The organism is Clostridium ihumii AP5, assembly GCF_000612845.1.
GTDB classification, from domain to species: Bacteria; Bacillota; Clostridia; order Clostridiales; family Clostridiaceae; genus Clostridium_J; species Clostridium_J ihumii.
Genome location: NZ_CCAT010000067.1, coordinates 19,776 through 42,195 on the forward strand (window position 1 = coordinate 19,776; position 22,420 = coordinate 42,195).

Consider the following 22,420-nt stretch of genomic DNA (forward strand, 5'->3'; position numbering starts at 1 on the left):
TATGCAAAGAATATTTTTTTGTTACTACTATAAAATTTATACTTATATACTCTATTAAAGTTAAAACTTAATTTAAAGATAGTATAGTAAAAATTTATTTGTTTTCTTTTTTTATTCTTTTAGCTTCTTATAAGTCTATTTCTAATGTATTAGCAATTAACTCTTAAAATTATCCATCTTCAATGGTTTAAAAAATTTAAATATAGATTACTTTTTCTTGCAATAAGATTATTTTCAATTTATTTATATGTAAAAGAGATATTTGAAATAAATGTATCTGGTATTTTGAAAAATTCGTTTAATTTCTTTTCCTCTAAATTATAGCAATACAGTACATTGGGATAAACTATTATATTGCCATAAATAGTTTTTTCACTTGTTCCAGTTGGTACCGCAGCAAAGTAAAGCTTTTTCCCATTAGAACTAAGAACTGCAATATATGGTCTTGAAATTTCAAGTACTTCATTTGATTTCACAAGTTGTTCTTGTGTTAATAAAGTATGTATTTCTTTACTCTTTAAGTCTAATTTATAAAATCCTTTTTCATTATCATTAATACCTTTTCCACCTAGTATTATAGAATCTTTAGACTTTGATAAAGAAATTGAATCTAATGTTGAAGCCTTTATTTCAGTTATTACCTTTGTGTTACTTCCGTCCATATTCATTTCTATAATACAGTAATTAATTTTTGCTAAATCATCATTTTCCTTAAACTTTTTGGTTATGTATTCATTATATGAAAACGCTAATACTATAATCTTATTATCACTAATATCAAAATCTTGTACACCTAAATCAGTAGAACCTAATTCAATAGTTTTCCTTTCTTTTTCATTAACATCTATTTGAGATATTTGTGGAATTGGTGAGTTTTTATCTCCACTTTTTGCAAATATAATATTTCCCTTTTCGTCACCAAATTGCAAATTAAATTCACCTAAAGAATCATTAGTAATTTGATTGATTTCTTTAGAGTTAATATTAAGTCTAAAGATATCCCAAGGATCATTTCCAATGGCATCAGAATAAATCAAAATATCTCCAACTGTATTTATTTTACCTGATATCATTGGTTCTCTATTTTCTACCAATTTCTCTTTTACTTCAGTTTTTGTATCTACTAGCCATATGTCACTTCTATTATCATTATTGGTACTGGTAACAGACACAGTTAACCATTCACCATTATCTTCATCAAAATTACATATTACTGATTTGCTAATTCTCTTATTTAAAATAATAGAAATAGCAAAGATAATAGTTAAAATTATTATTAAAATGCTTTTCATATAACTCTTAATATTTAATATATTAAAATATTGTTTTAACATAACATTATAACACCTCTATATTTGTTTTTTGGTAAAACCTTTTCTCTATATAAGTTACCTAAGTTTACTTTTTTTATTATGTCTAACTGAAAATAAATTATCAAATTGTATTTATGTAAATAACGATTATATCCTACATAAAATTCCATTATGCAACTTCTTTTCACTATCATTATCCATAATATTATTGAAACTTTTTAACAACCTTAACTCTTTATTTATCTAAGTTTTGAAAGTGTTTTATGTGTACTCCTAATTATATCTTATATTGAATTTTTAAGTTTTATATCCCCACCAAGAGGGACAGGCCTTTTTGTGTTTAGTTACCTTTATTTATTGTAGTTTTCTATTATTTAAAAGATACTAATTATAATCATCAAAGCCAGTCCCTGTATCTACGAAAGTGCTACTTTCTACTATAAGTTACAAGTACAAATTTAAAATACTCTTCTTATTAATTAAAATTTCATTTCTATTTCTTCAATAAATATAATTTTTATCTTTATATAATGAAAAATTTAAATAAGCTACTCATTGAAAATTGAATTAGAAGGTGTTATAGATTTTTATTTAATTTTTAAGACCTAATCCAAGGACGGATTAGCTGTTGCACCAGACAGGACGTCGCTTCAACAGGTAGTCTTTAAAATTAAATGGAAAGATATTTACAGCTTCTTTGAAAATTTCACAGATTAGTGTTTTAAGTTTTTTCATTATATATGTTATTATTGAAAGTTTTTATTTTTTCTAATGTTTTACTATATAACCTTAATTCAAAAATAAAAACCTCTTAAATTGAGAGGTTTTCATTTTATTTATACTATTTTTTTATATCAAATCTATCTGCGTTCATAACTTTATTCCAAGCAGCTACAAAATCTTTAATGAACTTTTCCTTGTTGTCATTACATGCATATACTTCAGCAACTGCTCTAAGTTCAGAATTAGATCCAAATATAAGGTCAACTCTTGTACCTGTCCATTTTTCTTTTCCTGTTTTTCTATCATAACCTATAAATTTTTCTTCTTTAGATATTGGTTTCCAAATAGTATTTATATCAAGAAGATTTACAAAGAAATCATTTGTAAGACATTCTAATTTATGAGTAAATACACCATCTTTAGAATTATTATAGTTTACATTTAATACCCTCATTCCACCAATTAATACAGTCATTTCAGGAACAGTTAATGTAAGCAGTTGTGCACGATCAATTAATGCTTCCTCTGGCTTTAATGTATTTTTATCTTTTATATAGTTTCTAAATCCATCTGCCATAGGTTCAAGTACAGCAAAAGAATTTACATCTGTTTGCTCCTGAGTTGCATCAGTCCTACCTGGAGTAAATGGTACTTCTATATGATATCCTGCATTTCTTGCAGCTTTTTCAATAGCAGCACATCCACCAAGAACAATAATGTCTGCCAATGAAACTTTTTTACTTCCTGATTGTGATTTATTAAATCTTATTTGAATTTTTTCTAATTCATTTAATGTTTCTTTAAGCGTTTCTGGCTCATTAACCTCCCACTGTATTTGAGGCTCAAGACAAATCCTTGCACCGTTAGCTCCCCCACGCTTATCGGAACCACGAAAAGTTGATGAAGATGCCCAAGCTGTTTTAACAAGTTCTGATACTGATAATCCTGAATCTAAAATCTTTTTCTTAAGATGTGAAATATCTTTCTTATTAATAAGTTTACAATCAACTGGTGGTACAGGATCTTGCCAAATAAATATTTCTTTTGGAACTTCTGGTCCTAGATATCTTGAAATAGGTCCCATATCTCTATGAGTCAATTTAAACCATGCACGAGCAAAATCCGCTTCAAATTTTTTAGGATTCTCTAAGTAATTTCTAGCTATAGGTTCATATATTCTATCAAAAATTAATGATAAATCTGCTGTAGTCATCATAGGCCTATGAAGCTTTAATGGATCAAATGCATCCTCTACCATATCTTCTTTATCTACATTTTTAGCTAACCATTGGTATGCTCCTGCTGGACTTTTAACCAATTCCCAGTCATATTTAAATAAGGTTTTTAAGTAATTCATATTCCACTGTGTAGGATTTTTCTTCCATGCACCTTCAATACCACTACTTATAGTATCTTCACCTTTTCCACTTTTGAAAGTACTCTTCCATCCAAGACCTTGCTGTTCAATAGGTGCAGCTTCTGGTTCTGGTCCAACATAAGTTACAGGACCTGCCCCATGACATTTTCCAAAAGTATGTCCACCTGCTATAAGCGCAACAGTTTCTTCATCATTCATAGCCATACGCCTAAAAGTTTCTCTAACATCATGAGCTGATGCCACTGGATCAGGTTTTCCATTTGGCCCTTCTGGATTTACATAGATTAGTCCCATTTGAACAGCTGCAAGAGGATTTTCAAGTTCTCCACCTATAGGTTCACGATCACTATCAAGCCATTTCTTTTCACTTCCCCAGTAAATATCTTCTTGAGGCTCCCAAACATCCTCACGTCCTCCACCAAATCCAATTAAATTTACTCCCATAGATTCTAATGCACAATTACCAGCTAGAATCATGAGGTCAGCCCAAGATATTTTATTTCCATATTTCTTTTTAATTGGCCAAAGTAAACGTCGTGCTTTATCTAGATTAATGTTATCTGGCCAACTATTTAGTGGTGGAAACCGTTGTGTTCCTAGTCCTCCGCCACCTCTACCATCAGAAACTCTATAAGTTCCTGCACTATGCCATGCCATACGAATAAAAAGTGGTCCATAATGACCATAATCAGCAGGCCACCACTCCTGAGAATCTGTCATTAACTTAAATAAATCTTCCTTTACAGCTTTAAGGTCTAACTTCATAAACTCTTCACGATAATTAAATCCTTTAGTCATAGGATTACTTAGTTCAGAGTTTTGACGTAAAACTTGAAGCTTTAATTGATTGGGCCACCAATCTTTATTGGTATTTCCATCACTTGTCATACTTTTATTTCTATTACCTGTCACAGGACATTTCATCTCCATCATAATATAAAATCTCCTCATATACATTATTAATACTATTACAATTTATTATATAAATAGTATAATTATACTATTATTTCAGTATAAATCTGTACTTTGTATATATAATTTTTAAGGTTAAATCATATTTTTTTTAATTTTGAGAGTGGTTTTTGTATTCTCCTAATTATATGCAACATTAAATTTTTAAGTCTTATATCTATACCATGATGGACAGTCATTTGTATATTTAGTTCCTTTTATTTATTGTATCTTCCTATTATTTAATAAGATACTAATTATAATAATCAAAGCAAGTCCCTATATCTATTAAAGTTCTACTTTCTACCATGAATTACAATTACAAATTTAAAATATTCTTTTTATTTCTTGAAAATTCATTTCTACTTTTTTAAGAAATATAATTTTTCATTATTGACATTTATATTAATTTTAAATTGTACATATACAGTTAAGTTAATTAATAGATTTTATTGAGATATTATGGTAATATCAAATAAATATTATCATTACCCACACTAAAAGAAATTTTAATTTACATAAATGAAGATAAAAATTTAGAGTGCTATAAAAATGATATTTTAAATTTTGTTTTTTAACTTTAAATTAGTCTTAATTATGATATTTATACAATAGGAGGATATTTATGAGCTTAGATTTTAAACAAATTTTTATGATGAACCCCAATCCAAATAATGAATACCCAAATTATGAAAACAAATTACAACCTCGTATAGAATTTGACAATGCTTATCTTAAAGAATTATTCATAAAACACAAGGTTGAAATTATGGAAATAGTTTCAAATGAAACAAGAGAATACTTGGAAAATGAAGCTCTTTGTAATGATGATGAAAATATGTTTCCTCGTAGATGTGAACTGACAGGCGAATGGTATGTTGGTGATATTACTATTAGTGAATGTGACGACAACATTTTTCTTAGCGTTGAAGCACGCTTTTTAGGTTTTTATGAAAATCCTTCTATTAGATTTCCTGTGGATGATTATTTAGGCTTAGAAGTTTGGTTATATTATGATACTGAAAAAGAGAATTTTACTTATGATTGTATCAATAGTGCTTCTATTTAAAATACATAAAATGATTGTTAGGTGTTCAAGTTCCAAAATATAATCTTGAACACCAGTATATTCAATTCCAAGCTTAATATTATTTTTAACATATTTTATTTAATAGTTATTCTACTCCAAACTTACTTTCTGGATTAAAATTATTAGGATACTTTTCTGAAATAATAAGCTTTTTATTTTTATCTACACCTGCATAAAAAATATCTTCAATTTTATTTATATTTTTCTTTTTTATTTCAGATTGTAACCATTTTTTATCTATGCCTGCTATTTTAAGATTCTTATCTATTATTTTTCCGTCAATTATAATATCATTTAGAAATGAACTATTTTTTACATTTAACTCCATATCATATGGTGTTACTGGCTTTTTATTAGCTTTTATTAAAACTGATAATTGACCATTTCGCTCCATTATTGCAAATTGTACATCCTCTAAATTGAAAACATCCTTTTCTCTTAACTTCATCATAAGTTCATTTACTGTAATCTTAAGTTTTCTTACATTCTTATCAATAATGCGCCCATTTTCTATTAGTATCAGAGTCTTAGCATTCATTATTCTTCTAGCTGTATAACTTTTTAAATTTAAATAGCTAGTTGCTATAGTTAATAATGTAAACATTAGTAATGCTGTAATTCCTGAAAATACTACATGATCTTTATCAATAACAATTTTAGCAATCATTGACCCTACGGAAACACCCATTATAAAATCGAAGAAATTCATCTGTGAAATAATTTTAATACCAATTAATTTACTAAGTGTTAATGACAATATATATATTAAAATACATTTAATTATTGTGATAAATAATATACTACTATACATAAAAATTACTCTCCTTATTTTAACTATAGCTATATTTTAATCAAGTGCAGTAATTCTATGCATTTTCAAATTACAAATGATTTTTATCACCTATTTTATAAGCTTTTTAAAATATTTATTTTTATAAGATTGAATATACAGAAAAACCCCAATACAACAAATTATTTTGTTATACTGAGGTACATTAAGTATATATTTATATTATATCTGATAAATATATATATAAACTTTATTATAGATATGGTTTTCCTGTAATAGATGTAGGATTTTGACCCATTGATTTAGCAATAGATAGTCCTACTTCTCTAGCAGCAATTACCGCTTGTCTTACAGCATCTGAATCTCCTGTTACAGTTATTATAACTTCATTTGAATGTGCAGTTCCTTTGTTTGGACTTAAATAACTAACAAGCTCAACATTTGCAGTCTTCAGTGCAGTATCTGCCATTACAACTCCAATTCCTGCTGGTGCCCCTACAATTATTCCAAAAGCTTTTCCTATAGGTGCATTAAATCCTTTATTTAAAGCAAGACTTGCTCTTGCAGTATAGTGCATATCTAAATGACCTGCATCAAATACATAAACTTCTCCAAAATTTCTTTCTACATTCTCAAGAGTAATCTCTACAGCTTTTCTTACATCAGATACATCTTCTGATGCAAGTATAATTAATGAGCCATGGCCTGGTCCACCTTTTGTATCTCTTGGAAGTTCAATGCTAACTACTTTTGCATTTGTAGCTTTTACCGCTTCGTCTGCCGCCATAATTTGAGAGCCTGCTCCTGTCCTGTTACTTATAATTCCTATTGCTCTCTGACTTTTATCTAATCCCATATTTTCACGCAATACACTGTCTACATTTGCTATAACAAGTCCTACTGTATCGCCATATTTTACTGCACCCACAAATTCAGATATTGGTGATAGTTCATTCATTGCCTCATACTCCTTTTGAGATAATTTTTTATCTTTTGATTTTATAATTTTACTAATTTAATTCTTTGTAGTCAAATTTTCTTCAGTTCTTAAAGTTTTCGTTACAATTTTAACTTTCTTTAAATCTTGTTTTTATAAAATCCTATAATTAACTATATTTCAAATTCCATCTCTTTTAAATTAAAAGCACTTCCTCCTACTTTTATATCTATAACTTCATTATTTTTAACTTTAAGTTCTACATTTATTTTTGAAGGTTTATTCATTGAATAACCTTGTTCCATTGTTATATTTATCTGTTTACAAGAACTAACTTTTCCATATTTAAATAAATAACAAGCAAGTGCTCCATTAGATGTTCCCGTCGCTGACTCTTCATCTATACCATAAAGTGGAGCTAGATTTCTACACTGTGCCATTGAATTCTCTATAGTTTCAAGAGTGAAAATATGATACCCAACAACATTATACTTTTCACTTACTTTTGAAATAGCATCAAAATTTGGTTTTATATTATTTAATATTTCTATACTTTTCACAGGAATAATAATATCTTTAAGCCCTGTTGATACTATTTGAATTGGAAGATTTTCCATAAATGACTCTGTACTAATATTTAATGTTTCAGCTATTAGTTCACTATCTAAAACTTCCCCATATATTGGTTTATTTTGATTCATCATAATAGATAAATCTTCATTAACATTAACTTTTAATATTCCTGCCTTGGTTTCCTGAGTATATTCACCACTTTCTATAATTCCTTTATTTGCAAGTAATGAAAATGTAGCTATGGTTGCATGTCCACAAATATCTACTTCCTCTACTGGTGTGAAAAATCTTACTTTAAAATCTGCCATTTTTGATTTCATAACAAATGCTGTTTCGCTAAGCCCTATAATAGATGCTATTTTTTTCATTTCTTTCTCTGATAAATTATCGGCTTCAAGCACCACTCCTGCAGGATTTCCTCCATCTACCGATTTTCCAAATGAATTTAATATATATGTTTGTACCTTCATAAATGATTCCCCTTTTCAACTCTACATTTAATCCATGACTTTTTTCATAGCTATAATTTCATCATTATCAGTATAGCGAAACAAGCTCAAATTCAAAGCAAGTCCTTTCTCAAATGATAATATTAAGCTTACAGTTTATTCTATTATCATGTTTGTACCCAATTAACAATACTGGTTGATATTGCTTACTTAGCTTTTAATATTTAAAAATAGAAATATAAAAAAACTTATACTTCAATTCTATCCTTGATTGTTAATTGTTAATTGTTAATTTATGTATAACATTGTAACTTTTTTATTTTCAGCTTAAATGGGATTAATTTTATTTTTTAACTTGTTTTTCTATAATATAGGGTTCCAAGTTCAAATTTAAAATAACGCATTTATCAATTGAAAAACTTTTTTCTTTTATCAAGAAACAGGAATTATTTAAATTAGTATTTCTTTAAAAATTGATTTAGAAAATCTTATTGATTTGTGTTTTATTTTCAAGACCTGAACCCAAGGACGGGTTCAGCGACTGCCTAGACAGGACGTCGATTCAGCCGTTTAGTCTTGGAAATAAAATGACAAATTTATTAGAGTTTCTTTGAAATTTTTATAAATAACGTTTTAAATAATTCCTGTTTCTTGAAATAACAATTCTCATTTTATATTTGAATAATTTCATTTTTCAGTTTAAAACCCTATATATATATTAGCTTATACTACTTCTATCAATTTATATATAAGCTAATTTATATATTAAAAACTTATATCTTCTATCATTTTTAACGTTATCTACTTTTATTTCTTTATGTAATGTAAAAAGCGTATACTCATCTAAAAATGATATATACTCATCTGCTGGATAAAAAAGTATAATTTCAATATCTCTTTTAGTCTCATAAACTGATTCTAAAATATTATTTACTACCTTCATAAAGATTTCCATTGAAAATGGATTGAAAAAATAGAATTTATTATCCTCTGACTTAATATCATATTTTTCAGCAAATGTACAAACAAAATTAACTTTGCTTTCATCAATTTTATGTTTTTCTAAAAAACTTTTTTTATTGTCCAACGCTTGTTTATAAAAATATGTATTCATTTCTATTCCTGTAACTTTACATTTACAAAAGTAATTCAAATAAAAATTCAATCTACCTTTTCCACATCCAAAATCTACTACTGAATCTAACTTATCTATTTTACATTCTTCACATAATCTATCTAATGCTTCATAATCTGTTGGTTCATATCTATTGTAATGTATAGTTGTTTCTTTCAAATCTTGCTTTCCTGAAGTTTTTACATTTAATAATTTTTCATAATATTGTTCTTCCATCTATAATCCTCTTATTTGTCATGATTTTAATTTATTTCAATATATAGGGTTCCAAGCTAAAATTTAAAGCAATCTCTTTCTCAAATGATACTCTTAAGCTTACAGTTTATTCCTGTTTTTGTATTTGGAAGAAAGTAAGAAGTAAGAGTGAATAGTGAAAAGTTATGTTGAATATCACGGGGATTGAAATCCCCACTACAATGTTTTATTTGTACTTCAAATAAAATCAGTATAATATTTATCCATAAAAAGTTCATTTTGGAGAATAAATTCCCCATTACAATGTTCTTACTAATCACAGTTTCAATAGTAACTATCCCTATTACTTTGGATATTTTATAAAATTCAGTTTTTATATTGTGTTTAAATAATTTGCTTTGCAAATTTAATAAAAAATCATTTTTACATTCATTTTCAACTTTCAATTTTCAATTAAACTAATTAGAATTCTCAACTGAAACATGAATAACTTAAAGTTTAAACTTGTATTCCTATATTATACCACATATTAATATTGAAATATTTCCCATAAAAATAAGGTAAACCATTAAAGATCTACCTATTTTTTACTCTATTACATTTTAAAATCTTATTACTAAATCAAAATTTATTTTTTACAACAATTTACATGTGTATAACTAATATGTTCATCTGGAAATTTAGCATTACATATTTTATCACCAATATTTATAGTTCCCTTACAGTATTCACATGTGCTAGTTTTTATTGCCTTGAACTCAACTCCATTTTTCTTAGGTTTATTTTGTTGTAATTTATTAATTTCATCCTTATTTATATCATATAATAATGAATTAATATAATTAGAAAAATTACCATTACACTTTATTTTAGCTTTTTTGTTTGCAATTATAAAAACATCTTCTTGTAATGCTATAGTCTTTTTTACCGTCATATAAAATCTCTCCATATATTAATTTATACTACCATAGTATGAATACATATATTTCTTGTGAGTCTAAATATTATTTTTTATCCTTATTCAGTTAATGTTTAAACGTTATCATGTTATAATAAAATTACTATTTTGTATATAAAAGGGTGAATTTATGAGTATTTTAAAAAGTAATAATTTAAAAGATTCCTTAAGTAGTCTCAATGTGAAATCAATTAAAGAAAATAATTTTACATTAAAAGAAGAACTGCTTAAAGCTAGTGAAACAGGTTTAATTAATAGTAGGGTTGATTCAAATTTAGCACTGACACCAAAGTTAATTATTAATGATTATTCTAAAGGAAGTAAAGTATTAAATGAAATTATATATGAGTTAAATAAATGCGAAGAGTTTTTTATTTCTGTTGCATTTATAACTAATAGCGGCATATTACCTCTTTTAGAAACTTTAAAAACACTAAATAAAAAAGGCATTAAGGGTAAAATATTAACAACTGATTATCTTAATTTTAGCGAACCTAAAGCATTAAAAAAGCTTCTAGAGTTTTCTAATATTGAAGTTAGAGTATATAACAAAGAAAACTTTCACACTAAGGGATATATATTTAAACATAGTAACCATTATAAACTAATTGTTGGTAGTTCTAATTTAACACAAACTGCTTTAACTAAAAATAAAGAATGGAATTTAAAAGTTTCCTCTCTTGAAGAAGGACTTTTAACTGAAAATGTTGTTTGTGAATTTAATACTCTTTGGAATGATGCTAACGACTTAACTTTAGATTGGATAAATACATATGAAAATATCTATAGAAAGCAGCTTGAATATACTAAAAAAACTACGATTCCAAGCATTGCTCAATATAAATTAAGACCTAATAAGATGCAGGTAGCCGCAATTGAAAGTTTAAATAAACTAAGAGAAAGTGGAGAGCATAAAGGACTTCTTATTTCAGCTACTGGAACTGGAAAAACATACTTATCAGCATTTGAACTTAGAAACTATAATCCTAAGAAAGCTTTATTTGTTGTACATAGAGAACAAATAGCAAGACAAGCATTAGAAAGTTATAAAAATGTATTTGGAGACACTAAATCTATGGGGATTTTATCTGGTAATAGTAAAGATTTAAATAAAGAAATTATATTTTCTACAATACAAACTTTATCTAAAGATAAGATTTTAAATAGTTTTAGTAACGATGAATTTGATTACATTATAATTGATGAGGTTCATAAAGCTGGTGCTAATACGTATCAAAAAATAGTCAATTATTTTAATCCTGACTTTCTTCTTGGTATGACAGCTACCCCTGAAAGAAGTGATGATTTTGATATATTTAAAATGTTTAATTACAATATCGCATACGAAATAAGGCTTAAGCAAGCTTTAGAAGAAGATTTATTATGTCCATTTCACTATTTTGCAATTTCTGATATAACTGTTGATGGTGCTCAGCTTAATGAAAAATCTGATTTCAAGTTTTTGGTAGCCCATGAGCGAATTAATTATATTATAGATAAAATTAACTTTTATGGTTACTGTGGAGATAGAGTTAAAGGTCTAGTATTTTGCAGTAATAAAAATGAAGCTATAACACTTTCCAATATTTTTAATTCTCGAGGATACAATACTGTTGCACTAACTGGTGATAATACTCAAGAAGAAAGAAATACTGCTATTGAAAAATTAGAACAAGATGAAAAAAATAATTCCTTGGACTATATTTTTACAGTAGATATTTTTAATGAAGGTGTAGATATTCCTTCTGTTAATCAAGTTGTAATGCTAAGGCCAACTGAATCATCTATAGTGTTTATTCAACAATTAGGTAGAGGTCTTAGAAAAAACAAATCAAAGGAATATGTTGTAATCATTGATTTTGTCGGTAATTATGATAAAAACTTTTTGATTCCTATTGCATTATCTGGTGATAGAACTTTTAATAAAGATACTCTTAGAAAATATGTTTTAGAAGGCTCAAGAATAATTCCAGGTTGTTCCACAATTAATTTTGACGAAATATCTAAAAAGAAAATTTTTGAATCTATTGATGTTGCTAATTTCAATGATATAAAACTAATTAAAGAAAGCTATAAAAGTTTAAAACAAAAACTTGGCAAAATTCCAACATTATATGATTTTGATAAATATGAAGCTATAGATCCACTAAGAATTTTTGACAACAAAAATTTAGGTTCTTACCATATATTCTTAAAAAAATACGAAAAAGATTATAACGTCCAATTAAATGATACTGAGGAATTATTTATAGAGTTTATTTCTAAAAAATTAGCATCAGGTAAAAGACCTCATGAACTTTTATTATTAAAATCTATACTAAAAAATGAAACTAATCTAATAGATAATTTAATTGTAACTTTAAAAGATACCTATAATATTAATTTCAATAATATTACTAAAACTAATATTATTAATATCTTAACAAATGAATTCCCTACTGGTACAGGAAGAAAAACTTATTCTAAATGTATCTTTATTGAAAAAACAGATAATGAATATGTTGCATCTAAAGAATTTCTTAGTCTTTTTAAAAATGTATTTTTTAAAGATATGCTTTATGAATTAATTGACTTTGGACTTAGAAGATACTCTAAAAATTACAGTAATTCATATAAAGACACATGTTTTCAACTTTATCAAAAGTATACTTATGAAGATGTTTGTAGATTATTAGAATGGGAAAAAGGCGAAGTTGCTCTTAATATAGGTGGTTATAAATTTGATAAAACAACTAAAACCTATCCAGTTTTTATTAATTATGATAAACATGATGGCATTGATGATTCTATTAATTATGAAGATAAGTTTATATCAGAGTCAAAATTAATTGCAATATCTAAATCTGGAAGAACTACATCTTCTGATGATGTTGTCCAAGCTTACAATGCATATAAAGACAATGTAAAAATGTATCTATTTGTTAGGAAAAATAAAGATGATAAAATCTCTAAAGAATTTTATTTTTTAGGAAGTATTCGTGCTATCGGTAATCCAAATCAGTTTATTATGAAAAATACTAATAAAACTGCTGTTGAAATAGAATATCAATTGCTTACACCTGTTAGATCTGATATTTATGAATATATAACTTATTAATTTTTTAAATATAAATAGGCAATGAAGTTTAAATTCCATTGCCTATTTATATTTATCTTTTATACTTTCAACTACTAAAATATCAGCTGGCACCCATCTTTCATTATCTAATTCATCTATCGTTACCCATTTAACATCATTATGTGCATTTAAATGTAACGTTCCTCCTGCTATTTCACAGACATAGCAATGCATTGTTAAATGAAAATTAGAATAATCATACTCTACTGTTGTTAAATATTCTAATTTATCTATATCTAATTCAAGCTCTTCTTTTATTTCACGATGAAGTGCCTCTTCTCTATTTTCTCCACTTTCTATTTTCCCACCTGGGAATTCCCACATATCAATAAATTCCCCATATCCTCTACAAGTAATAAAAAACTTATCTTCTTTTCTAATTACAGCAGCAACTACTTCTATTGTCTTCATCTGTATAACACCTCTTTTAATCTTTTTGTAAAACTGTAAATTTTATCTACATTAATTTTAACACATAATCTTTTTTTATAATAATATTAATAATTCTCTCTAACTTAAATTAATTATCCTTCTATTCCTCATAACTTAACTGGTTTGATCCTAAAAACATATTACACAAAATTCAATAGACATTAGAATTTTCTAATTTGCTTGTATTTAGTTTTTATATTAACTTAATTTATTGAAAATTTATAAAGAATTTTAACTAATAGCATAGTATTTAGCTTTGGCATTCCACATGTTAGCATATAGATTTCCTTTTTTTAATAAATATGATCAATTCCTTATATTTATTTAAAAGAAAATTTAGTAAAGCCTACAATTTGCATCACTATTAAAAATTGTGATTTAATTAGAATATAATAGTTTTTGCATTGGAGGGTTATTTATGAAAAGAAGAGTTATTTTCTGGACTTTATCTATATTTACTATGTTTTTTATATTTCTTATGTCGCATAGGGATGCCACTACTTCAAATTCTTTAAGTGTTCCCCTTGTTAATTTGTGTGGCTTTTTAGGTCTTGATGTTACAAGTTCCAATTTTGATATTATACATACTTTAATTAGAAAGCTTGGTCATATAAGTGAGTTTTTCTTTTTAGATTTTTGTTTATATAATGGACTAATTTGTGATTTTACTTTTAAGAAGTCTGTATTTTTGGCTTTTATAATTAGCTTCTTATATGCTATATCTGATGAGTTTCATCAATTATTTATTCCTGGAAGATGTGGCAACATTACCGATGTTATGATAGATTCATTGGGTATGCTACTCTTTATTTCAATTCTTCTAATTTATAAAAATATAATAAAAAGTAGATAAACCATAAAAGACTATTTATTTTTATCTTAATTAACTATATTACATTAAAAATAGTATTTATTCAACGTCCTTGTTCTTTGACTATTTTATATGCTTTAAATCCATTTCAAATATAATTTCAAGTGTTATAAATTCTTTGTGATTATCGTATATTTTAGTTTTATTTCGCAATTAAATTCTAACATCCCTAATCTACTATTAATTTTTTATTAGTCCGATTTGATTTTACATAAATAATCTTGCTGAACCTTTTCATCCTCAACAATTGCTATCTTCATTTTTTCACCCCTCTTCATTTAAATTATACATTTTTTACTAATTTCAACTTATACAAACATGTAAATTATACTTATATCCCAATTATAGTGTTCCAAGTTCAATTTCAAAATAACAAATTTGTCAATTGAAAAATTTTTTTCTTTAATCAATGAAAAGGAATTATTTAAATAAGTATTTCTTTTAAAATTGATTTAGAAAATTTATTAGAGTTTCTTTGAAATTTTTATGAATAACGTTTTAAATAATTACTGTTTCCTTTACTGACATTATTCTCATTTGATATTTGAATAAGTCTAAATTTACATATAATAAAAAAACAGATAATGATTAATTCACTATCTGCTTTTTATTACTTGACATATTTAATTTGCACTTCATATTTTATGCTTTTATTTATTTAATTGATTTTTGATACTTTTACTCATTTGTTCTGCTAATTCTAATATTCCAGGTAAAGTTTGAGTTTTGCCTCCTTTTTCTTTCATACCATTTTCCTCAAACTTCTCATTAACTCCTTCTGGTAATTCCATTTCTTGTGGCAATTCTGTTTTTTTCATATCATTAGGGTTTCTCATTTCACCTCTATCTTCGGGCGGCTGTTTATCCATATTATCTTTATTAAGCATATCCATACCTTCTGGTGGATTCATATTTTTACCCATATTTTGTTTTGTATTTTCTATAGATGTTTTTATGTTTGTTTCAAATTCTTCATAAGTATAAAAAGCACTTGGATCATTTTTTACATCTTTTGAAATCAAATTATAAATGTCTTCTGTCATATTCTTTAGATAATCAGAATCTAAATATTTGTTTACTATTTCATCAAGATAATTATAATATTTTTCTTTATATTCTTCATTGGAAAATAAAGTATTTATAAGTGGTCTTTGCTCTAATTTAACCATTGATGGTGAATCAATATTAATCAGTTCTTCACTATTGGAATTTCCTTGCTGAAAACCACCAAAAGCCATATTAAAATCCCATGGTATAATTGTAAACTTGCCATTTTGTTCATACAAGTAATAATTATGAGCAAAAGTTCCTTGATAGCTATCTAAATTTAATATAGCAGTATTTATTGCTATATACTTTAAAGCTGAATCAACATCTAAATACTTTTCTATATCTTCACCACTATTTAATGCAGATATCATATTAATAACTTTTTGAAAATCTGCATCTGAATCGCTTTTTAGTTCTAAATTTTTGTAGTTGTCTATACTCTCTCCATTATAAATTAAAGCACCGCCATCCTTACCTGTAGATTTATATAAATCTCCTTTAGTATATTCAAAGTTATTTTCAATAAATGGTTCCAATATACTTTCTACAGCTAAATATAATCCATGATATTCACCATTTATCCATATCTTTGCATAGGCAAACTCTGGTGTTTTTAGACCCATATCTTTAAATATACTATATGCTATAAATTCCCTCATATAAGTTGGATCAGAATAACAATTATTTAGATTTAATTGAGTAAGTCCACTCATTGTTTGATTTTTTTCATATTTATCAAAGTTTATTTTAAAACTATATCTGTTTGATTCATCATCACTTGCCACTGCATTTAAACTTGAATTTCCTTTAGTTCTTATTGCAACATTATTATATTTATCTCCATTTATAGTTACATTAGCATTTTTATGTTCTTCATCTTTAGCATTATCAAACATATCTTTTAGTTCATTTTCATCAATATCAATATTTATTTCCATTATTTTGCTAGCGTCAAAATACTTTTCTCCATATCCATTGCCCACCTGTAATTTATCATTACTTTCACTTACTACTTTATCTTTATTAGTTAAATTAGATGACAATATTAAAATACTTAAAATAGCTAATACAGCTATAATTACTATAATATTTTTCTTGTTTTTCATAAGATTCTACCCTCCAATATAATTACTTATTTCTATGTAATTATACAAATACTACCTTAATCCAAACTTAAATTTATAGTCTTATTTAAATAAAAATGGGGTTGTATCAAAATAACTTAGTTAATAAATGAATTAATAAGTTTAATTTAAAATTATAAACTATATTATTAAATTAATGAAAAATATAAGGCTATTGGTAAACTTTAAATACCAATAGCCTGTTCCTTGATTAACATTATTCTCATTTAATATTTGAGTAATTTCATTTTTCAACTTGTAACCCTATATTTTAACAAAAATATTTTTGATACAGCCCCATTTTCTACTAAATACTTTTGAAAATTTATTCAATTATATTTTTTAAATCTGCTATTATTAGCTCTTCTGTTAAATGATATCTTTTATATAATTCATTTAATTGAACATTATCTGTAAATTCTTTAGTTGCACCAAAATTTAATACTTTCATATTTTTATCGCCATAAAATCTTGTAATTTTTTCACCAAATCCACCATCTAATACTCCATCTTCTAAAGTTATTACTATTTCATGATTTTTTAATAATTCATTTAACACATTTTCATCTATTCCACTTGCAAATCTAGGATTAATTAAAGTAGCATTTATATCTAATTCTGCTTTTAATTTTTCTTTTACTTTTTTTCCAAGACTATAGAAATTTCCTAACCCTATTATGGCTACTTTATTTCCAGATTCAACTACTTCATAAGTATTTATATTGTCAAAATTAGGTTCAACATAATTTCCAGTTGATACTACCTCCATATTAGGAACACGTATAGCTACTGGGTATTTATTTTGATTTATTCCCCACTTCATCATAGCTACATATTCTTCTTTATTTGCTGGAGCTAAGTACACTATATTAGGTATATTAGATACTAATGGTATATCAAAAATTCCTAAATGTGTAACATCTCCCCCAGTAATTCCTCCACAGTAAATCATAATAAGTGCAGGATTATTATTTATTGCAAGATCTTGTGATAATTGATCATAAGTTCTTTGTATAAATGAACTATGAAAACCTAAAACTGGCTTACCACCTTGAGATGCTATTCCTGATGCAAGTGCAACTGCATGTTCTTCTGCTATTCCAACATCTATATATTGATTCTTTAATTTTTGTCTAAATGTTCCCATTCCTACTACATTAGGCGTTGCTGCTGTTATTGCTACAATACTACTATCTTTCATAGCCATTTGTATTAGTAATTCTTCGCCTATGCCTTCATAACTTTCTTTATTAAATTCAACTAAAGGTTTCTTTGTTTCCAAATCAAAAGGCATAACCCAATGGAATGATTCCTTATTTTCTTCTGAATCTTTATACCCTTTTCCTTTTAATGTATTTATATGAACAACTACTGGATGATTTATATCTTTAACTTTTGAAAATGCTTCAATTAAAGATTTAATATCATTTCCATTATTAACATAATAATAATCAAGTCCTAATGATTTAAAAAAGTTGTTATCTGCTTTTCCATCAGTTTCACGAAGTAATTTTAGATTTTTGTAAAGTCCCCCGTGGTTTTCTGCAATTGACATATCATTATCATTTACAACTATTATTATATTTTTTCCGTATTCAGCTGCATTATTTAATCCCTCATATGCTTCTCCACCACTTAAAGATCCATCTCCTATAACAGCTATAATATTTTCACTACTACCTTTTATATCTCTAGCCTTTGCTAATCCACATGCTAAACTCACAGATGTAGATGTATGACCTACTGTAAAAAAGTCATGTTCACTTTCATTAGGTTCTGTATACCCTGAAATAGTTTTGTATTCATTGGGATTTATAAATGCACTCTTCCTACCTGTTAAAATTTTATGAGTATATGATTGATGTGAAACATCATATACTATTTTATCTATTGGTGAATTAAAAACATAATGCATTGCAATTGTAGCTTCAACCATTCCTAAATTAGGTCCAAAGTGTCCACCTGTTGAACTTACTTTTTTTATTAATACTTCTCTTATTTCATCACCTAAAATTATTAATTCATCACTACTAAGCTTCTTTAAATCTTTAACTTCATTTATATTATTTAACATAAAAATTCCTCCTAAATATCGTTTATATACTTTTAAAGTTTTAAAATTATAACCATATATTTATTGTTAACTTTGAACTTCTACATTAGTATAAACTTTGGAGTTAACTCTAAGTCAATAATTATTTTTAATTTTATTTTATATTTAAGTATTTATAGCAAAAAAAATAGATAGAATATTTACATCTATCTATCTTTTTATTATATATTTTATCAATTATTTATACATTAATATTCAATTCATTTGTAGTCTCTTCTATACTTTCATTTACATAGCTTATATTTACATTATTTGCTGAATTGCTATCAGCTTTATAAGAACTACTCATTTCTCTCATTTTAGCACTGTTTTCTAAATAATTAATATGTGATGTATCTAATTCCTTCATTTTTTCTGCATCAAATCCATTTTCATTAATAGCATCTGTTAAATCTTGTCCAGCTTTTAACCCCGCTTCTTTAAATGCTAACATAATTGCATTTACATCTTCTGATGTTAAAGTTTCTTCATCATATTCTTCAAGTATTAAACTTACTAAATCCTCTTCTTCATCGCTTAAAGCATTACTTCCACCTTTAGTTGGTGGGGGTCCTGATGGCGGAGGTCCTTGTGGTGGTGCACCCTTAACATTTTCTGTGTCATTTGCAATTTCTGTATCAGTTACATTATCTGTTTTACTTGAATTATCTGTAGATTGAGCTTGTCTTGCAGCATATTGTTGCCAAACATTTATACTTTGCCCACCTTGTCCAATTGAACTTATCATAAATTTCTCCTTTCGTAACTTAATATTTAAAATGTAGTAATATTTTCATAATTTATTATAATTTTTAATGCTTAAACCAATCTTAAATTTAAAAATTATTTATACAAGATTTGAATCTAAACATAAATAAATTCACAAAAATAGATAGGCTTTAAAAAACCTATCTATTTATCCTTATTTTTTCATTTTATTGCTATATAACAAAGCTAGTAGTAAATAATTTATTGTTATTCCAATGTATATTCCAAATAGTCCAAATTTTTTGGATAAAAATGAAATCCAAATTGTAGATGCTATTGAAACTACTATTGTGCATTTCAATACAAATTTTTCACTATTCTTACCTTGTAAATAACTTTTATAAATTTGATGAAAAACATTTATTAATTGTACTAAGATAACAATTATAAATATCTCTATTACTCTTTGAATAACTTTTATATCATTACTTATAACACCAAAAGTTAGTTTTGGAAAAGTCATTATTAAAATTCCAATTGTGGTAACTACAATACAAGACAAAGTTATAGCAGACTTTAATATATTTCTAGCACAATTCTCTTCACCCGAAAAACTCTTTTGCAGTGACAATGTCATTGCCGCAGATGAAAATGCAAATATTGGTAATGAAATAATACTTGCCATACTTTCAGAAAGACCATAAGCAGCAATTTCATATACATTAAGCCTGGAAATAATGCCCGTTAACATAAATGTAAATACTGTACATTCCATAAGATCTTGTCCTAAAAGTGGAACATATAATTTAATAAGTTTTTTTATTGTTTCTTTATCACAACAAATCTTAAGTTCGAATGTATCATCTTTATAGATTTTTATGATATAAACTAATATTCCACATAATAAACCTAAAACACTTCCAATTGCTGCACCTTTTACTCCACACTCTGGAAATCCAAATTTTCCATAAACTAAAATGTAATCAAATACTATATTTATGACAGTAGCCACTATTGTACTATACAATGTTATTATTGTATTTTTTAGATTTCTATAATAAGCAGAGAAGATAAATATAATCATATTTAACATTATTGTTACTGATGAAATATAAAAATAGTCTAAACATTTTTTTAGTATATTATCTTCAATTGCAAAGATATATTTAAATAAAAAATTTCCTCCTAATAATGATACGATTATCACAATAAATCCAACTAATATAGAAATAATCATTGTTAACTTAAAATCTTCTCTAAATTTATCAATATGATTTTTTCCCATACGTTCTGCTGCAATTATATTATATGCCACTGAAAGCATTCCTAAAGAACCAGTCACAGTATATATAACTGAACTTGCAATACTTATTGCTGCAAAACCTTCTGTAGAATAGTTTCCTACAATTGCTTTATCAAAAACTTCAAATAATGTAGTAACTAAATAGTTCATTAATATAGGAAATGACATTCCTAGTAAAATCCTATAATATTCTCTTTTTTCTTTTATCATAGTTATTCTCCATTTTTCAAATAATCTTTTATATTTTTACTTGATTAAAGAAGAATAGCTGTTTTTATAGCCTATTCTTCCAATAGGCTGAAAACATACAGATAATTCATTAAAATCTCTCCCTTTTACATTTTATGATTATATTGTATCACAACATAAAAAATAATTTAAAATTAATTGATATTTTTCTATAATTTGTAATATAAACTTGAGAATGTTATTATTTTAATGTACATAAAATTAATTTCTAAGAGGTGATTAAAATTAAAAATAAGAAAAAAGCTACGCTGATAATAATTTTTACATTAATGTTTTTCTTTTTTAGCATTAACACATATTATAAAACATTTAATAAAAAAAATATTATTAAAAATGATAAGGTATATGATCTTAACAATTCAGATTACATTTTATCTCAAAACAAATTACAAAGTAATAATAATATAAATACAGATAACCTAGCTAACTATTATTATATAAATGAATACACTAAAAGACATAATAATTATAGAGACCTATTAGGTGTTTATATAGATTTATTTGTGCCTCCAAATCTTCCTTTAGGTGGCGTTATTGATTGCACATTAAATATTAAAGTTAATAACAGTTTTCTTAAAAACTTAAATTCTAATAAAATTATGAATTCCAAAATTCAAATGTGCAAAAATGAAAACATAATTATTGAATTATATCTTGATGATGATAGTAAGGATTGTTTTGATTGGAGTACTATTCGTAACCTTAATGACAATCAAAGTGAAGCTTACTATAATAATTTTGATAGCAATGTACTTACTAAAAATATTAAAGTTGAATATGGTAAAAATACTACTTTAGATTCTTTTAATCTCAATTTTATGATTAGAAGCTTTAGCAAATTAAAATCACCACCTAAAAAAGTAACTGCTTTTATTAGCATTCCTTTTTATAATAAAGCTACCAATAAAACAGAAGTAGTAAAATTTCAAAAAATTATTGAATATAATGATAGTACAATTTAACAATTTGTTTGAAACTATA

The 22,420-nt window shown here is 25.9% G+C and carries 16 protein-coding genes; 4 read left to right on the forward strand and 12 right to left on the reverse strand.

Annotated elements, in window-relative coordinates:
- Positions 1–239: 239 nt before the first annotated feature.
- The gene (locus BN346_RS14420) at positions 240–1,334 is read right to left on the reverse strand and encodes a hypothetical protein (RefSeq protein ID WP_040329555.1); all 1,095 of its coding nucleotides are present in this window, start codon (positions 1,332–1,334) and stop codon (positions 240–242) included.
- 820 nt (positions 1,335–2,154) lie between these two features.
- The gene (katG, locus tag BN346_RS14425; RefSeq protein ID WP_040329556.1) at positions 2,155–4,347 is read right to left on the reverse strand and encodes a catalase/peroxidase HPI; all 2,193 of its coding nucleotides are present in this window, start codon (positions 4,345–4,347) and stop codon (positions 2,155–2,157) included.
- 643 nt (positions 4,348–4,990) lie between these two features.
- Here katG and BN346_RS14430 point away from each other — a divergent pair.
- Complete coding sequence (locus tag BN346_RS14430) at positions 4,991–5,434, forward strand: hypothetical protein (protein ID WP_040329557.1); 444 nt, start codon at positions 4,991–4,993, stop codon at positions 5,432–5,434.
- Between the two features lie 106 nt (positions 5,435–5,540).
- Here BN346_RS14430 and BN346_RS14435 read toward each other — a convergent pair whose 3' ends face one another.
- From BN346_RS14435 to BN346_RS14455, 5 genes are all read right to left on the reverse strand, one after another.
- Complete coding sequence (locus BN346_RS14435) at positions 5,541–6,266, reverse strand: DUF421 domain-containing protein (RefSeq protein WP_040329558.1); 726 nt, start codon at positions 6,264–6,266, stop codon at positions 5,541–5,543.
- 232 nt (positions 6,267–6,498) lie between these two features.
- A complete protein-coding gene (pduB, locus tag BN346_RS14440) occupies positions 6,499–7,248 on the reverse strand; it encodes a propanediol utilization microcompartment protein PduB (protein WP_278245520.1) in 750 nt (249 codons plus the stop codon).
- Positions 7,249–7,355: 107 nt separating this feature from the next.
- The gene (locus BN346_RS14445) at positions 7,356–8,225 is read right to left on the reverse strand and encodes a PhzF family phenazine biosynthesis protein (protein ID WP_040329561.1); all 870 of its coding nucleotides are present in this window, start codon (positions 8,223–8,225) and stop codon (positions 7,356–7,358) included.
- A gap of 721 nt (positions 8,226–8,946) precedes the next feature.
- Positions 8,947–9,555 (reverse strand): methyltransferase, encoded by a 609-nt coding sequence (locus tag BN346_RS14450; protein WP_040329562.1) that lies wholly within the window; start codon positions 9,553–9,555, stop codon positions 8,947–8,949.
- A 607-nt stretch (positions 9,556–10,162) separates the two neighbouring features.
- Positions 10,163–10,468 carry a hypothetical protein gene (locus BN346_RS14455; protein WP_040329563.1) on the reverse strand — a complete coding sequence of 102 codons (306 nt, stop codon included), beginning with the start codon at positions 10,466–10,468 and terminating at the stop codon, positions 10,163–10,165.
- Positions 10,469–10,622: 154 nt separating this feature from the next.
- On the opposite strand from BN346_RS14455, the gene BN346_RS14460 reads away from it, so the two are divergent.
- A complete protein-coding gene (locus BN346_RS14460) occupies positions 10,623–13,589 on the forward strand; it encodes a DEAD/DEAH box helicase (RefSeq protein ID WP_040329564.1) in 2,967 nt (988 codons plus the stop codon).
- A 42-nt stretch (positions 13,590–13,631) separates the two neighbouring features.
- Here the strand turns inward: BN346_RS14460 and BN346_RS14465 are convergent, their stop codons facing one another.
- Entirely contained in the window at positions 13,632–14,021 is a 390-nt protein-coding gene (locus BN346_RS14465) for a (deoxy)nucleoside triphosphate pyrophosphohydrolase (RefSeq protein ID WP_040329565.1), read from the reverse strand.
- Between the two features lie 439 nt (positions 14,022–14,460).
- Between BN346_RS14465 and BN346_RS14470 the strand changes: the two genes are divergently transcribed.
- A complete protein-coding gene (locus tag BN346_RS14470; protein ID WP_040329567.1) occupies positions 14,461–14,895 on the forward strand; it encodes a VanZ family protein in 435 nt (144 codons plus the stop codon).
- A 668-nt stretch (positions 14,896–15,563) separates the two neighbouring features.
- Here BN346_RS14470 and BN346_RS14475 read toward each other — a convergent pair.
- From BN346_RS14475 to BN346_RS14490, 4 genes are all read right to left on the reverse strand, one after another.
- Positions 15,564–17,069 carry a CotH kinase family protein gene (locus BN346_RS14475; RefSeq protein WP_051540432.1) on the reverse strand — a complete coding sequence of 502 codons (1,506 nt, stop codon included), beginning with the start codon at positions 17,067–17,069 and terminating at the stop codon, positions 15,564–15,566.
- Positions 17,070–17,412: 343 nt separating this feature from the next.
- On the reverse strand, positions 17,413–19,161 hold the full coding sequence (locus tag BN346_RS14480; RefSeq protein ID WP_040329568.1) for a 1-deoxy-D-xylulose-5-phosphate synthase: 1,749 nt from the start codon (positions 19,159–19,161) through the stop codon (positions 17,413–17,415).
- Between the two features lie 220 nt (positions 19,162–19,381).
- Complete coding sequence (locus tag BN346_RS14485) at positions 19,382–19,927, reverse strand: hypothetical protein (RefSeq protein ID WP_040329569.1); 546 nt, start codon at positions 19,925–19,927, stop codon at positions 19,382–19,384.
- 174 nt (positions 19,928–20,101) lie between these two features.
- The gene (locus BN346_RS14490) at positions 20,102–21,400 is read right to left on the reverse strand and encodes an MATE family efflux transporter (RefSeq protein ID WP_040329570.1); all 1,299 of its coding nucleotides are present in this window, start codon (positions 21,398–21,400) and stop codon (positions 20,102–20,104) included.
- 308 nt (positions 21,401–21,708) lie between these two features.
- Here BN346_RS14490 and BN346_RS14495 point away from each other — a divergent pair, with 308 nt between their 5' ends.
- Entirely contained in the window at positions 21,709–22,401 is a 693-nt protein-coding gene (locus BN346_RS14495; RefSeq protein ID WP_040329571.1) for a hypothetical protein, read from the forward strand.
- Positions 22,402–22,420: the final 19 nt, after the last annotated feature.